The sequence below is a fragment of the Acetivibrio cellulolyticus CD2 genome (assembly GCF_000179595.2).
Lineage (GTDB): Bacteria > Bacillota > Clostridia > Acetivibrionales > Acetivibrionaceae > Acetivibrio > Acetivibrio cellulolyticus.
This window is the reverse complement of sequence record NZ_JH556651.1, coordinates 307,833-322,331: the sequence shown is the minus strand read 5'-3', so window position 1 is coordinate 322,331 and position 14,499 is coordinate 307,833. Positions and strand designations below refer to the sequence as shown.

Here is a 14,499-nt window from a genome sequence, read left to right as displayed (position 1 = left end):
ATTTCTACCTCCAGCATTAAAAATTGTCCAATGATCATTTATAATTGAAGTTTGCCATAACTAAACCCATTACAACTTATATCTTTTCATTAACAAAGCATCCATATAATCTGCCAAGCATGGGCATTATCTTAAATTTCCATCATTGCACCTGCTTCTATTTCAATAATCTTACCAGAATACTCAAACCAGATTTTCATATTGGATGGATTTTTAACTCGTTTGCCATCAACACTAAATACTAATCTATTATATGCCTCTATATAATCATAAATTTCTATGTTGGTTGCATACCAAATATCATCTCTATTGCCTACATACCTTGCAAAATCCTCAATAACATTCCAATTGCTGTTGTCTTCAAGTTCATAGCTGTGCCCCCATAAGTAGAACAGATATGGTGTCCTTGTTACGTTATCTTCTGCGAACTTTTTTGCAAGTTTTTGAAGTTCAGGTGAATTGTGATGGCATGTTGCAGTTAACTGCATCCAATCATTAGGAATTCTAAAATCATTTGTTGAAAAAACAGTTCTTGAGTACACAATACCACAAAACTTTAGCGCTGCAATAACACTATCATTCATTGTGCCATAAGGATATGCCATTCCACGAACAATTGTACCAAATTGCTTTTCGAGATTCTCTCTGTCTTTTATTATTTCATTTACAACCATGTTTATAGGCAATTGTTCAAGAAATGGATGTGTTAATGAGTGTACCGCAACCTCATGTCCCGAATTCTTAAAAGTTTCTGTGACTTGCTTTTCTGTCATTCTGCGGTGAGACTGCCCTCCTGGATAAACCGTACCTTCGGCAGCATATAAACCACTGTTTATATTAAATGTTCCTTTCAATCCATGCTTATTCATAATTTCAACAAGCTGCATATCCTGCTCAACACCATCATCATAACTTAATGTAAGTGATTTTTTTCTTCCTCCTGGAAATCTTAAAAACATGCTTGCCATAGTTCCTTAGCTCCTATTTAAATTATATTTCACATTCTAGCCTTATTTGACCCAAATAACACCAAAATCATTATACCAAACTAATTATTCTTTTTCCATTGCAATATAAATACTGGATCTATAGATCTTAAAACATTAAAAAAGACGTAAGTGCTTCAAAACATACCGTAGTGTAATTAACAACTACTTCTGTTATGCTTTCTGATATAAAACTCATGAAGTCAGGAGGCATTTTAAAATGGCACAAAGAAAATCCGAGACAATATGGAAGCAGACAATTTTAGATTGTAAAGCCAGTGGCTTATCTGCTAGGCAATGGTGTGAAAAAAATAATATAAAATTGTCAACCTACAAATATTGGCTTACAAGACTCAATAAGCAAAAGAACTCAGCAACAGATATATGCTGGGCAGAAATGAAAATTCCAGAAGAAGTGATAAGGCATCCGGGTTCTGCTTCCATCACAATACGGTATGACAATTTTGTATTGGATATACACGAAAAGACTGATCTTCAGTTGCTAGCAACAGTGTTAAAAGCACTGCGTTCAATATGTTAGGCGGATTTACCCAGGGAGCTGAACATATCTACATAGCCTGTAATTCCACAGATTTTCGGAAGCAGATTGATGGATTGGTGGCGATTGTGAATCTACAGTTTAAACTCGATCCATTTTCAGACAGCTGCGCTTTCATCTTCTGCAATAAAAGAAAAACAGCTATTAAAGTTTTGAGATATGATAAAAATGGGTTTATCCTTGCCAGCAAGAAGCTTTTGGAAGGAATGAAGTTTCAATGGCCCAAGAGCCCGTCGGAAGTAAAAGAGATTACATTACAGCAGATGGAATGGCTCTTTCAGGGACTTAATATAGAACAGAAAAAGGCACATTATTCTGTTGAAATGAGTGCCGAAAAAACCTGTTATTAGGGTTGGTGAATATGCCGAAAAAACGGCTAAAAACCCGCATAAAATCAGCATTTTTTTGCCCATTAATATCTCCTAAAATATAGAAAAAGGCATTAAAAAGTGGTATACTTAAACCAGATAAAAAAGGACGTGTATACCATTGACAGAACATGAAGAACTGGAAATGCTTCGGGCTTTAGTTGAAAAACAAAAGCAGGAACTTGAAGCAAAAGATAAGATCATTCAAAAACAAATATCCAGCTTGAGAACATGATTCAGGCTCTCCTGCACGCTCGCAAGAACTATTTGGTAGCCCTTCTGAGATTACCAGACAGACAGGCGAACAAATAAATCTGTTTGAAACAACGCAGGAACTGGCAGCGGAATTATTTAAGGAACAGAAAAAAATAACCGTTCCAAGCCACCAAAGAACTGCCAGACAGCCTGGTGTCAGAGTTGAAATGCTTGTAAATATTCCGAAAGAGGTGGAGGAATATATCATTCCTCCGGAAGAAAACTGTTCCGAGTGCGGAGCAGAACTGAAAGTCATTGGTAAAAAGCTTGTACGCACAGAAGTGGAATTTATTCCGTCAAAACTGAAAGTAGTACAGGTTCTCCAGGAAGTTGCTAAGTGTACCAACTGTGGAAATGAAGGTAGCGAAAATCCCAAAGACCATTTCCAGAAAGCTGCGGTTCCAACTTCAGTTCTGCCACACTCCATAGCAACTGCATCCCTTGTGGCACAAGTCATGTATCAGAAGTTTGCAATGGGGATTCCTTTCAACCGTCAAGAGAACGATTGGTACCGTATAGGTATGGTGCTACCAAGATCTAATATGGCAAACTGGACGATTCGGTGTAGTGAAGAATGGCTGGCTCCGATTTACAACCGGATTCATGAGGAGCTTTTAAAATGCGAAGTCCTTCACATGGATGAAACAAGAATCCAGTGTAATAAGGAAGAAGGCAAACAAGCTAGCAGTGATTCTTTCATGTGGGTCATGCGAAGTGCAGCTTGTGAAGAGATCAAGGCAGCTTTCTTCCACTATTCCAGAAGCCGAAGCGGTGATGTTGCAAAGCAACTATTACAAGGGTTTCATGGATATCTAACCACGGATGCGTATAGTGCTTATGAGAAAGCGGAGAACATTAAAAGAAATCTTTGTTGGGCTCATTGTCGACGCTATTTCATAGAAAGTATTCCGCTGGACAATAAAGGAAAAGAGATCTCGGGTTCCAAAGGAGCTGAAGGAAGGGAATTCATCAATCTTCTCTTCAAACTGGAAGATGAGATAAAGGAACTGTCATATGACGAAAAGAAAGAGAAGCGTCAGGAGGCGTCACGTGCCATTCTTGATGCCTTTTGGTCATGGGTTGAAGAGACCTCTGCAATTTCTACTACAAATGAGAACCTGACAAAAGCTCTAAATTATGCTAAGAATCAAAAAAAGTATCTTGAAACATTTCTAGAAGACGGAAGGCTTCCCATCTCCAACAATCTTTGCGAGGCAAATATCAAACCATATGCCGTAGCAAGAAGAGCCTGGCTTTTTGCTGACACTCCAAAGGGAGCAACTGCTAATGCGATCCTTTATACATTGGTGGAATCTGCTAAAGCAAATATTTTGGATGTGTATGAGTATCTAAAATATATCCTTGAAGCAATGCCTAATACAGATTTTAAAAACCACCCAGAACTTCTGGACAAGTACCTGCCTTGGTCAAAGGATTTACCGGAAGAATGCAGGCTGAATCATAAACATAAAAAGTGCTTCAAAAAATGACACCATTAGCTTATCGCAATGATCGTGATATAGCTAGACGTCATCTTTTGAAGCACTTACAAAAAAGACGACTTGAAGTTTAATCAAGCCGTCCACCTATTTGTACTTTTTTACTTATGCAACATCTTCACTGGCAACCCTAAATCTTAAAATCTTATTTTTAATTTTCTCAACTCTAGATTTCAGCCATATCGATATTACTAAGAAAACAACCATAAGTGCACTTAATATCATAATATCTTTGTTCAATACACTGTAGTCTGCCCCCGATATAATCTCTCTTAAACCGGATATTGCATAAGTCATTGGCAGCCATGCATGTAATGAATTAAAGAATTTCGGTACCAGTTCCATTGGAAATGTTCCGCCGCAAGATGTCAACTGAAGCATCAGCAATACCAAGCCAAAGAATCTTCCAACATCTTCACCGAATATATAGACCAGGCACTGAATAATCGCGATAAATGCTGCGGAAGTTAGTATATTAAACCCTATAAATAACGGTATACTTTGCACCTGCAGCTTCAATCCGAAAAGTACTACAAGGCATGAAATAATAGCCTGCAGTGTTCCAACAGTCAACATCAGTCCATACTTTCCGAATACAATTGATACTGGTGAGTTCTTATATTTCTTATTTACTTCCATTGGTACCATCAAAAACATCAGAAGCGCTCCTACCCACAATGAAAGCGGTAAAAAGTACGGAGTAAAACCAGTTCCATAATTAGGCAACTCATACATAGGCTTTCTTTCAAGTGCTACCGGGTCAGAAAGGAAACCAGCCATTTCTTCTGGAGTTGTCTTAAGCCCGCTGTCCATTTCTTCATATCCATCCTTAAGCCCATTGCTAAGGGTAGTTGTACCTTCATATAGTTTACTTGTTCCATCCTTGAGCTCTGTAGTACCCTCATTCTTAATTCTTCTAACACCATCAGCAGCTTTACATTCGCCGTCATAAATGCTGTTTGCACCATCTGCAAGCTTTTTAACACCATCTGCAGTTTTGGTGTCAAATTCACATAAACCATTTAAGAATGTACCCGTCCCCAAGTATAATTTATCTACACCATCCAATATTGTTTTACGTGCCTGACTGCCTTGAGCCTTAAATTGTGAAATCCCATTATACAGTTCTTTGCTACCTTCATTTAAATTTCTTGTTCCGTTTATAAGTGCATTGCGTCCTGTTTCACTCTGTACCTGAAATTCATTCATACCCTTATCTAATTGGTCTGCACCGTTCTTAATATCATTTGCCCCATCAGAAAGAGGTTTTATTCCTTCTGTAATCAAACTCTGCCGTCCTGCTGAGCTTTGTTTATTCGCATTTGATATACCGCTGGACAATTGTGCTGCACCACTACTAAGAGACCCTACTGCATCCACCACATCAGTAATTGAAGCCAACTTTGAGGTACCTTCTGCAATTTTAGGTAAGCCACTGGTTTCACTGTTTAAAGCTTGAATTGTTCCAAGCGCTGTGAGTATAGCAGTCTTATCACTCTGACCCAAATTAGTGTCAGTGAGAATTTTCTGCTTGAGAGCATTCATATCTGCAATTGTACTATTTGCAGTTTTAACAGCGCTAGAAGCTTTCTGTGTCCCTGCTACAAGGGCTGTAACATCATCTTTATTAACACTTGATGACAGCTTTGAATTTAACTTGCTTAAATTGAGGCAAAGCGTATCAGCCCCTTGCGCTATTTGACTTTCTGCTGCTGAAATCTTATTATCGTATGTCACAAGTCCACTTTGAAACTGACTAATCCCATCTGTTAATTTTGTTAACCCATCCGATAACTGGCCTGTTGCATCTGTCAATTGTATTGTTCCGTCTTTTATTTTACTGTCATATTCGTCAAGACCGTTTGCAAATGTATCAAGACCATCTGACAATTTTTTTGCGCCATCGGCTAACTCGTTCTCACCTTTTGAAATTTTCTCATCGTATACCTTTATTCCATCATAAGCTTTGCCTGTACCTGTTGACAAATCCTTTGCACCGGATATGAGCTTACTCTTGCCATCATTAGATTGATTCTGAAATTCTTTCAATCCATCTAACAGCTTGCCGGAACCATCCTTCAACAAATCAGCTCCACTAATAAGTTCATCCATAGTGCTGTCTAATTTCTTGGCGCCGTCATATAGCTTGCCTGCACCATCATTTAATTCGGCACTCCCATCATATGCTTTCTTAAATCCGTCTTTTGCATCATACAAGCTTTCAACTAAAACTTTTGTACCGTTATCGGAAATACTGCTTGCAACCTTTTCTTTAAGCTCTAGCATAACCCTTGAAGATATCTGAGATGCCAGATAGTTTTTCTTTTCATTTGGTATATAAGTAATTGATGCCTGTTTCATATTACCATTAACTGAATCAGTGACAGTCTTTGAAAAGTTTTCAGGTATTACTACCATTGAATAGTACTTATCTTTTTTTACACCATACTGGGCATCATCATAATTTGTAAATACCCATTTAAGGCTTTTGTTATCCTTCAAACTTTCAATTACTTCATTTCCAAAGTTAACGGAATCTCCATCCTTTAAACTGCCCTTATCCATATTGACTACAGCAATTGGTAACTTATCCAAATTTCCATATGGGTTCCAAAAGGCATCCAGATATAAACAGCTATACAATAAAGGTATAAAGCATATTACAATAATTCCTACCATCTTTAATGTATTATTCTTGAAGAATTTCAAGTCATCTTTGATAATCTTGAACATTGCAAATCTTGACTTGGTTTTACGAGATTCGGCAAGCTCCTTATATTTAGTTTTATCCATATCGATCACCTTTACTTTTTGCAATTTTCCTCTGGAAATAGTTCGCTAAATTGATTATTAATTTTCTTAAATATATCAATTGTCACTTTTCTTTCTTCAGGAGAAAGCACTCCAAATACCCTTTCAATAACTTCGTTTTTAACTTCTTCCGCTGTTTCGTAAACCTTCACTCCATCTGCTGATAGCTTTACAAACACCTGACGCCTATCCTCAAGATCTCTTATTCTTTCTACATAACCCTTGGCAATAAGCCTGTCAATTGCAACTGTCGATGTACCTGATGTTACATCCAGACTTGACGCTACCTCTGACATGCTTCTCATATCCTTGCCAATGACTATGATAGTCTTGATATCAATAATCGTCAGGTCTTTTATGTCCTTATATAACCTTTTTTTCGTTTGCATCCTATTATACTTATCTATCAGCTCTTTAAAATAGTGGCCTACCAAAAGGACTTCAGCCTTAATGTCATCCTGCAAATTTTCACCTCCTTATCTTGTCTTGATTCTAAGTATATTTGAAAATAAGATATCTTGATAATCAAGATATCTTATTTTCAAATATACTCCTTTTCAAACAAATTGTTAATACCAAAATAGTTTTGTATAGGACTATAAATTTTTATTTTATATAAGTAACTAAATTTATTTTAATAATGCTTTAATTTTTATCCTTTTAATCTGTTTATCTTCTTAATTCTCGTTTACGAATATCGAATTTTAGTAATTTCCCTGATAAAAGCTACCTAGTTAATCGGCCGACTAAACTTAGCCTAGTACTCTCCATTATTTATAATAATTAAAGACCTATTTTTTTCATCATATCAGTAGATTTCTCCACCTCATCCAACCATGTAAATGTAAGAAGTGTCTTTAATATTTTTATTGTTCTGCTGCGTTTTTTTATAATACACTTAAACCATCTATGAACGCTTGCAAACGGTAACAGAAAAGGCAACTTCCCAAGAATAGGATATTTTGAACTCATCTCATCAAAATCCAAAAATATTTTACGCCAAAAAGTCCTGAATTTGGGGAGCTTGTGGTTATCCACTTTTACATATTCCCTTTTTATTATTCTAATAGCTTGATTATTGCAAAACCCAAATGTTCCTCCATCCAAAATATAATTTGTCATAACGTTAAAGGCAAACTCATCCACCTCTAGTGCTGTACCAGTATTTTTAACCTGAAACCATCTGTCACATAATACAAATACATTTTGCGCAAATATATCCAGTTTAATTTCCTTTAACTCCTTCCAAATGAAAGAAAAATTCAGCACATCACCGAATTTTTGTAAAATCACTGCAATATCAAGAATCATTCTCACTCCAGCACCAAGTTCATAAAAGTGTTTTGCCAAGTGAGTTAACAAAAACACCAAATGGTATTCCATATTCAACTCATAGGTATATCCATTCTCTTTAGCAATTGCATAATCCCAGGCATTTTCGAAGTACGCAGAATAGTCAACCTTTGAATTAATTTTATTACTTATTAATTTATCATGGGCTTCTATAATTATCTTTCCCTTTTCATACTTTTCGTGTTGCTCTGATGATGTGTTTTTAAAGCCCATTCGGGTCATAAATTTCTTAAAAGCCTCCTGATCCTTTTTATGCAAAAGAAAATCAATATCACCAAGTGTACGCATCTGTTTTACAGGATAGTATTCCCTTATTACAACACCTTTAAAGAATAAGTGCTCAATCCTATCATCACTAAGCTTTTTTGCTATTTTTTGATAGACCTTTTCTTGTTCCTCATATCTAAGCGTTGCATAAAAAAAGTCCGATTTGAATTTATTCAATATTGACAGTTCAGGCTTGTCAGTGTTCTCCAACTTTTGAATAGGTAAATAAACCGCACCGCTCAAAGAATGCATGCTCGCCAAATCATACACTTTACCCCAGTCAACATCAATCGGTTTTGCTGGCATCGTATCCTTTAAAAAAGCATTTAATAATGCTATAAAATATTGGCTATTTTTGTCCATGTTTTATCCTCCGCACATCTTGCAGTTTTCAATTTTTATTACCCTGTCACAATCCGCTATTGTCGCCTCTCTGTGTGATATAAAGATGCATGTTTTGTTTTTAATATTTCTTAAATTACTTAATAATTCTCTTTCTGTAACGCTGTCAAGTGCTGATGTTGCCTCATCCAGCAATAATATAGGCGCTTTGGAAGTAAGCGCCCTTGCGATAGCTATACGTTGAATCTGCCCTTCCGAAAGTCCAATTCCCCGTTCACCTATTAATGTATCCAGACCCTCTGGCAGTTCGGAAACAAACTCCATAACACATGCTGTTTGCGCAGCGTTGATAACCTCTTGTTCACTAATCCCATCATTGAAAAAAGTTATGTTTTCCCTTATTGTTCCTGACAGGATCATGTTTCCCTGTGGTACATATGAAAACAATTTTCTCAAGCCTGCATCAATATTATATTTTGTTTCCTTTGTCTTCAAATAAATTTGGCCGTCGTTTACTGCTATCAGGCCTAAAAGCAACTTTATAAGCGTACTTTTTCCTGCACCCGAACTGCCTACAACTGCAAGCAATTCACCTTTCTGAATAATTGCAGAAGCATCCACTAAAATCGGCTCTTCGCTATATGTAAAACTTATTTTATCAAATTTAATAAATTCCATTTTTTCATAGATATCTTTTATATCCTCAGCATTCTTAGTGCTCACTTCGTTCTTAAGATTTTCTATCTCCTGCAAACGTTCCACTGAGGCTATCATGGAAAAATATTGCGGAATAATTCCCGAAATATTTTTAAAAGGTGTTTTTACCTGCTCAAATACCTGCAAAAATGCAGTTAATGAACCAAAGGTCATTGTACCGGCCCCAACCTGCATAACACCCCACACCAAAGTAAAATAATAACTGCTTGTAAACAGCACATAAACCCCTGTGCTTGCCAAATTAGTGACTGTATTGCGCTTGATTTTTGATCTGTAATTATCGTTTTGCAAAGCTTTTAGCCTGCTCATTATTGGCTTTTCAGAGGTAAATGACTTAATAACTACAAGGTTTTCAACACATTCCTGCATAAAAGAGCGTGTTTTTCCATCGGTTTGTTGTACCTCTTTATGTAAAGCTTTAAACTTTTTCCGGTAAAACCAGCTGATTACAAAAACTATAATACCGCAAACAATTAATAGTAATGTATACACAGGATCTATAAAAACGAGAACTGCAAGCCCAGCAACAAGCTTTACTACCATAGAAACGGCCTGTGGCAATATTGACACAACACCCTCTACAACAATTCCAATATCGCTTGTTAATCTATTAATATATTCACCGGAATGGTATTTATTCAGCTCTGTCAATTCTTTCTCTACCAGTGAATTGAATACGCCTTCTTTTATATTCATTTCAATTTTGCCACTTGCTCTCACACGAATATTACTGCTCACAATATTTAAACCTGCCTGAAAAGCAATTAGCACAATAAATAAAACAAAATAAAATAAGATTTCTCCTTTTTGCTTTCCTGTGGCAATATCAATAACCTCTTTAGACAGTAATGCCAATCCAATAAAGGTCAGTGCGATCAGTGCACTAATAAATGTTAACGAAACCACTTTTAAGATATGTTTTTTGGAATACCCGTATATCCACAGCCAGGAATCAAGTTTCTTTCTCATTTTATTCTCCTTATCCTGCCCCTGCTTCTTTGCAATAACCTACGAAAAGGAATTGTAAATATTCTGATACGCCAATATAAATTATATAAAATATTATCACAGCTATAAAACTTTCCATTGCGTTCAAAAGCCTTTACTACTGCAATAATATTTTTCTTAGGCAAGTTCCTCTCGATTATGTATTGATTATCACCACATAAATCATAGCTATTTTCATTGACCCTGACAATTCTATGCAAAACATACTTGCCGTTATTACGTTTATATAGTGGAATATCACCTTTTTTCAAGCTTACTTCATCACACTTTGTTAGTATTACGCTATCTCTTTTGTTTATCAATAATGGATACATACTGCTGCCTGTGACTGTCAGTTTTACGTCAATATTTTCATCGAGCGTTGCCAGAATAATAGGTGATACCTCATCTAGCGTTGTACTCACTTTCTTAATGTTCATAGTTGCAGAATACCCGCTGATTTAAGTTTCTCAACAAACTTTCCAATATCCAAATTTGCTGTTTCACTGTCAACATCATATTCCTCAAGCATTGCATCTTGAAGTTCATTAAAAGTTTTTTCCTCTTCAAGCTGTTTCCATAGGAAAGCACCGGTTTCATTCAACGTAATCATTGATTTAAAATTTACTGTTTTTTCACCAAAAGGTATTACAATATAATTTCCTGCGATTTCTCTCAGGGCAAATTCTTTCGATATTTTCATAAGTTTTCTCCTTATCTTTTTATTTCCCGATTGCATCATATGCAAACTTTACTGCATCCTCACTTATATTGCAACCCATTTTGTAAATAGGTACTGTTTTCAATAATTTATCAAGCAAACTAAATAGTTTGTCCATTTTTTCTATTTGCTTTGGACGCAGCGTCTGATCTAAAATCAGTTTTATTGCCTGTCTGCTATCAATTTGGTTAATCCAGTTTGTTTCTGCTCTCTCAATAAAGATAATACTTTTTAAGGGTACTTTGATATTAAGATTTTTATCCGTTTTCCCGCTCCAGGGAGTACCATAAACATAAAACTTATTGTCTATAAATCTTATTGCAGGTTTATCATCATTGATAATAACTGCTTTGTCCTCCCCGAAGTACTTTTGCCATAGTTCCGTATGCGTGGATTTTCCGGTTCCGCTTTTAGCTGAAAACAGATAGGCTTTATTTTCGATTGCTACAGCAGATGCGTGAAGCATAAAACCGTTAAAATCTAAAAGTTTATGATAAAACTCACTGCCAGTCCAAATATATTCGCACTCGTCAATTGATAGATGCGGCATTTCCCTTTGCTTTGCTTTAAAAAAATCCTCACATATATCTATTGTAATATCTGCTGAAGTACTTTTATCTGAAAGATATTCATCAGACTGTCTTTTTAGCAGTTTACCCTTTACTTTCATGTTTAGCTTAAGTTCTGCTATTTTGTATGTATTCATAAATAACCTCTTGATTTTTTTGAAAAGATCCTCCTGACCCATTGTAGAGAGTGTTTAAAAAACGCACTAAAATCAAGAGAGCTGAATGCTCTCTTGATTTTAGACAGACCAATTTCACACAATAAAATCTTATAAAAGCAAGCAGGCTTTAAAAAGCCCCAATGCTTTTTATGCCTTAAACTACATAGTAATTTCATCTGAATCAGGTATTAATCCACTTGAAGCAATAATATCTTCTACCTCAAACTGCTGGATTTCGATCTCCGGTGCCTCATAGTGCTTTTTGTTTTTCATTTTTCTCCCTCCTTAATTCATAGTCTCTTGTACTATACTGCTGTATATTGTAAATACATTTTCTTCGCTGTCCTCATATATTACAAACCCTCTAGCATACCAGGTTTCATTTAAAGCAGCTATTTTGTTTAAGATGAAATTTCCAATCAATCCCTTTGTTTTAGCAGTTGCCTTCAAGACATCTGTTCCTCCGATTATAAAATCTGCTTCCGATGCACCTGTTGATGAATTATTAGTAACAATTATACCATGGGAAATTATTGTATTCCCCTCAGGAACTATTCTTTCCGCAACAAAAGATATTTTATCATCGGTCTTTGTTACACTTGTTATAGCTATACTCGCTTTTTCTTCTATTGCATCGGTATCAGGCACAAATACAGCTGTAAGTACTACATCTCTTAAGGCATAGAAACTGTACTCTGTTTCATAACAAAGAGTGTTCCCCTGCTCATCCATCCAATGTGAAAACTTTTGACCAGGCTCAGGATCATTAGCTACTACAGTAACATAATCCTTTATATTAAATTCTCCGGAACCAGTTCCACCATAAACTGCTACAGTTACTGTCTCTTCAATCTTTTCAAATAATGCTGTAACTTCTATATCCTCTGTAGCCGCCTTAATTTCATCAGCAGTTTTATCCCAGCCAATAAACTTGTATCCAAGCATTGCTGGTGCTTCAGGGAAAATAACATCATCACCATCTGTTAAATAAACAGTTTTAATGATTTCTCCATTGCTGTTTTTGAAAGTTACAATAATTTTTTCATTTTCAAAAAATACTGCTGTTAAAGTTTCATTGCAGCCTATCTCATAATTAAACTCTGAGGCTGTTGATAATACACGACTGCTATCCTTCCAATATAGAAATGACGAACCTTCATTGGCGATTGCTTTTAAAGGAATTGTACGTCCTAGTACAAAGCTCTTTTTGCTGCCGCTATCCCAACCCTCAACACTTCCATTACCCTCAATTGATATTGTTAGCTCAGCTGTTGGAAGCGCAACAAATTTTGCAGTATATGTAATATTATCAGTTACTGTGAAACTTAACACAACATCACTGCTTACTTTATTGCCGGATGCATCATACCAGCCATCAAACTTATAATTCTCAGCAGGTATAGCTGTTAATTCAGCAGTTTCTCCATATGAGTAGCTTTCCTGTATACCCTGTATCGTTCCATTTTCAGCTATAACTTCTACTTTCAATCCTGTTATTAGTGTCCATTTTGCATAAAGAGTTATGTCAGTGGTTATTGGTGTATTAAAATCAAATACTTCTGTCAAAGCCTCATCCGAGTACCAGTTTTCAAATATATACCCTTCTTTTTGAGGCGGTGTTGGTATCTGAGCTTTACCATTATAAACAATATATTGGGCGTCTACAGCTGTCCCCTCATTTGAATCGAAAGTTACTTCAAATTCCTTGGCAAATGTGCTAACTGTAGCCTTTTTGCTGATACTACCATCCTGATAAGCAACATAAGGTACGCCGTTTCCATCCAGGGCAATTGATGAAAATTTCGCTTCGCCCTTTGAGAATCCTTCATTTCCCAATGCAAGCCATTCGCCAGCTTCATACTTCTTTACTACACCCTTACAGCCATCTTTTTTATCTGTAAACGCAACATAAGGTATACCATTGCTATCTATAGCTATTGAGGTATACTCGGCCTTACCTTCTGAAATTTCCCAGCTATCACTCAATTCTATTCCAGCTCCATTTGTATACTTCCTTACTACAGCTTTTCCGCTGACTCCCTGACATGCAACATACAAATTTCGTTTATTGTCTGTTGCCATTGTTATAAATTTCGTAATGCCTTTTTTCAAACCCTCATTATAACCATTTCCGAAAGTTGAAACTTTCATTACATTAAGCCCATTATTGCTATATGCTACATAAGGAGTATTATAAGTATCAAAAGTCAAAGCTGGACAGCTAAAATAATCTTTCTTTTCAGAAGAACCACGATTTAATTCAATTTTCCATTTATCCTTTACATACTTACTTACTATCACACCGTTTCTATACTCACAAGAAAGTAAACTGTTTTTTGTAGAATAAGTATATGCAACATAAGGCGTACCTTTACTATCTATAGCCATAGATACATCATCACCAAAACCAACACAAAATGCTAAAGTCGTCCATTTATTATCTACGAACTTTTTTACAACAATTTTACCGTTTGGTCCCTCAATATACACAACATAAGGTATATTATTTTTATCTATAGCAATTGATGTGTCTATTGCCTTTTTCTCTGAAAAACCTTCAGTACCAACAGTTTGCCATACATTATCCGTATACTTCTTAACTGTAACTTTACCACCATTTCTAGCATCCACATATGCAACATACGGAGTATTGTTAGTGTCTAATGCAATTGATGTGTAGTCAGCCGCACCTTGTGAAAAACCTTCACTTCCAATAGCTTCCCACCCATCATTAGTTGTTACGCTACTATTACCCGCTGCATCCAAACCGTTTATCCCAGTATTGGAATCAAATTGTGTTGCTGCAAAAATACTCTGCGACATAATTCCTGCCATCAAAACCACTAGCATTACATATACCATTAGTTTTCTTACATTTGTCCTCACCTGTACATCCCTCCCATTGGT

The 14,499-nt window shown here is 36.0% G+C and carries 12 protein-coding genes; 3 read left to right on the top strand and 9 right to left on the bottom strand.

Annotated features, from left to right (window positions below):
* Positions 1 to 131: 131 nt before the first annotated feature.
* On the bottom strand, positions 132 to 968 hold the full coding sequence (locus ACECE_RS0201650) for a polysaccharide deacetylase family protein (protein ID WP_010243569.1): 837 nt from the start codon (positions 966 to 968) through the stop codon (positions 132 to 134).
* A gap of 238 nt (positions 969 to 1,206) precedes the next feature.
* Here ACECE_RS0201650 and tnpA point away from each other — a divergent pair, with 238 nt between their 5' ends.
* The 3 genes from tnpA (at position 1,207) to tnpC (ending at position 3,658) form a co-directional block, all read left to right on the top strand.
* Positions 1,207 to 1,527 (top strand): IS66 family insertion sequence element accessory protein TnpA, encoded by a 321-nt coding sequence (tnpA, locus tag ACECE_RS26275; RefSeq protein ID WP_010243567.1) that lies wholly within the window; start codon positions 1,207 to 1,209, stop codon positions 1,525 to 1,527.
* Positions 1,521 to 1,895, top strand: coding sequence for an IS66 family insertion sequence element accessory protein TnpB (tnpB, locus tag ACECE_RS0201640; protein ID WP_010243264.1), 375 nt, complete (start codon positions 1,521 to 1,523; stop codon positions 1,893 to 1,895). Before tnpA ends, tnpB begins: the two co-directional genes overlap by 7 nt.
* 464 nt (positions 1,896 to 2,359) lie before the next feature.
* Entirely contained in the window at positions 2,360 to 3,658 is a 1,299-nt protein-coding gene (gene tnpC / locus ACECE_RS26270; protein WP_456048986.1) for an IS66 family transposase, read from the top strand.
* A 114-nt stretch (positions 3,659 to 3,772) separates the two neighbouring features.
* Here tnpC and ACECE_RS0201630 read toward each other — a convergent pair whose 3' ends face one another.
* From ACECE_RS0201630 to ACECE_RS0201590, 8 genes are all read right to left on the bottom strand, one after another.
* Complete coding sequence (locus tag ACECE_RS0201630; protein WP_162862449.1) at positions 3,773 to 6,460, bottom strand: YhgE/Pip domain-containing protein; 2,688 nt, start codon at positions 6,458 to 6,460, stop codon at positions 3,773 to 3,775.
* 11 nt (positions 6,461 to 6,471) lie between these two features.
* The gene (locus ACECE_RS0201625; protein ID WP_010243559.1) at positions 6,472 to 6,942 is read right to left on the bottom strand and encodes a MarR family winged helix-turn-helix transcriptional regulator; all 471 of its coding nucleotides are present in this window, start codon (positions 6,940 to 6,942) and stop codon (positions 6,472 to 6,474) included.
* 319 nt (positions 6,943 to 7,261) lie between these two features.
* Positions 7,262 to 8,461 carry a nucleotidyltransferase domain-containing protein gene (locus ACECE_RS0201620; protein ID WP_010243557.1) on the bottom strand — a complete coding sequence of 400 codons (1,200 nt, stop codon included), beginning with the start codon at positions 8,459 to 8,461 and terminating at the stop codon, positions 7,262 to 7,264.
* Positions 8,462 to 8,464: 3 nt separating this feature from the next.
* Positions 8,465 to 10,126, bottom strand: coding sequence for an ABC transporter ATP-binding protein (locus ACECE_RS0201615; RefSeq protein ID WP_010243556.1), 1,662 nt, complete (start codon positions 10,124 to 10,126; stop codon positions 8,465 to 8,467).
* Entirely contained in the window at positions 10,123 to 10,584 is a 462-nt protein-coding gene (locus ACECE_RS0201610; RefSeq protein ID WP_010243554.1) for a S24/S26 family peptidase, read from the bottom strand. Before ACECE_RS0201610 ends, ACECE_RS0201615 begins: the two co-directional genes overlap by 4 nt.
* Positions 10,581 to 10,847 carry a PqqD family protein gene (locus ACECE_RS0201605; RefSeq protein WP_026073658.1) on the bottom strand — a complete coding sequence of 89 codons (267 nt, stop codon included), beginning with the start codon at positions 10,845 to 10,847 and terminating at the stop codon, positions 10,581 to 10,583. The genes ACECE_RS0201610 and ACECE_RS0201605 overlap by 4 nt, the downstream gene beginning before the upstream one ends.
* 19 nt (positions 10,848 to 10,866) lie before the next feature.
* Positions 10,867 to 11,571: a hypothetical protein gene (locus ACECE_RS0201600; RefSeq protein WP_010243551.1), complete on the bottom strand. Its 705-nt coding sequence runs from the start codon at positions 11,569 to 11,571 to the stop codon at positions 10,867 to 10,869.
* Between the two features lie 306 nt (positions 11,572 to 11,877).
* Positions 11,878 to 14,478, bottom strand: a complete 2,601-nt coding sequence (locus tag ACECE_RS0201590) for an InlB B-repeat-containing protein (RefSeq protein WP_010243550.1) — start codon at positions 14,476 to 14,478, stop codon at positions 11,878 to 11,880.
* Between the last annotated feature and the right edge of the window lie 21 nt (positions 14,479 to 14,499).

What these genes read in the sequence shown, in the direction of transcription:
- ACECE_RS0201650 (WP_010243569.1), bottom strand. Translation starts at nt 968, where the DNA reads ATGGCAAGCATGTTTTTAAGATTTCCAGGAGGAAGAAAAAAATCACTT.
- tnpA (WP_010243567.1), top strand. Translation starts at nt 1,207, where the DNA reads ATGGCACAAAGAAAATCCGAGACAATATGGAAGCAGACAATTTTAGAT.
- tnpB (WP_010243264.1), top strand. Translation starts at nt 1,521, where the DNA reads ATGTTAGGCGGATTTACCCAGGGAGCTGAACATATCTACATAGCCTGT.
- ACECE_RS0201630 (WP_162862449.1), bottom strand. Translation starts at nt 6,460, where the DNA reads ATGGATAAAACTAAATATAAGGAGCTTGCCGAATCTCGTAAAACCAAG.
- ACECE_RS0201620 (WP_010243557.1), bottom strand. Translation starts at nt 8,461, where the DNA reads ATGGACAAAAATAGCCAATATTTTATAGCATTATTAAATGCTTTTTTA.
- ACECE_RS0201615 (WP_010243556.1), bottom strand. Translation starts at nt 10,126, where the DNA reads ATGAGAAAGAAACTTGATTCCTGGCTGTGGATATACGGGTATTCCAAA.
- ACECE_RS0201610 (WP_010243554.1), bottom strand. Translation starts at nt 10,584, where the DNA reads ATGAACATTAAGAAAGTGAGTACAACGCTAGATGAGGTATCACCTATT.
- ACECE_RS0201605 (WP_026073658.1), bottom strand. Translation starts at nt 10,847, where the DNA reads ATGAAAATATCGAAAGAATTTGCCCTGAGAGAAATCGCAGGAAATTAT.
- ACECE_RS0201600 (WP_010243551.1), bottom strand. Translation starts at nt 11,571, where the DNA reads ATGAATACATACAAAATAGCAGAACTTAAGCTAAACATGAAAGTAAAG.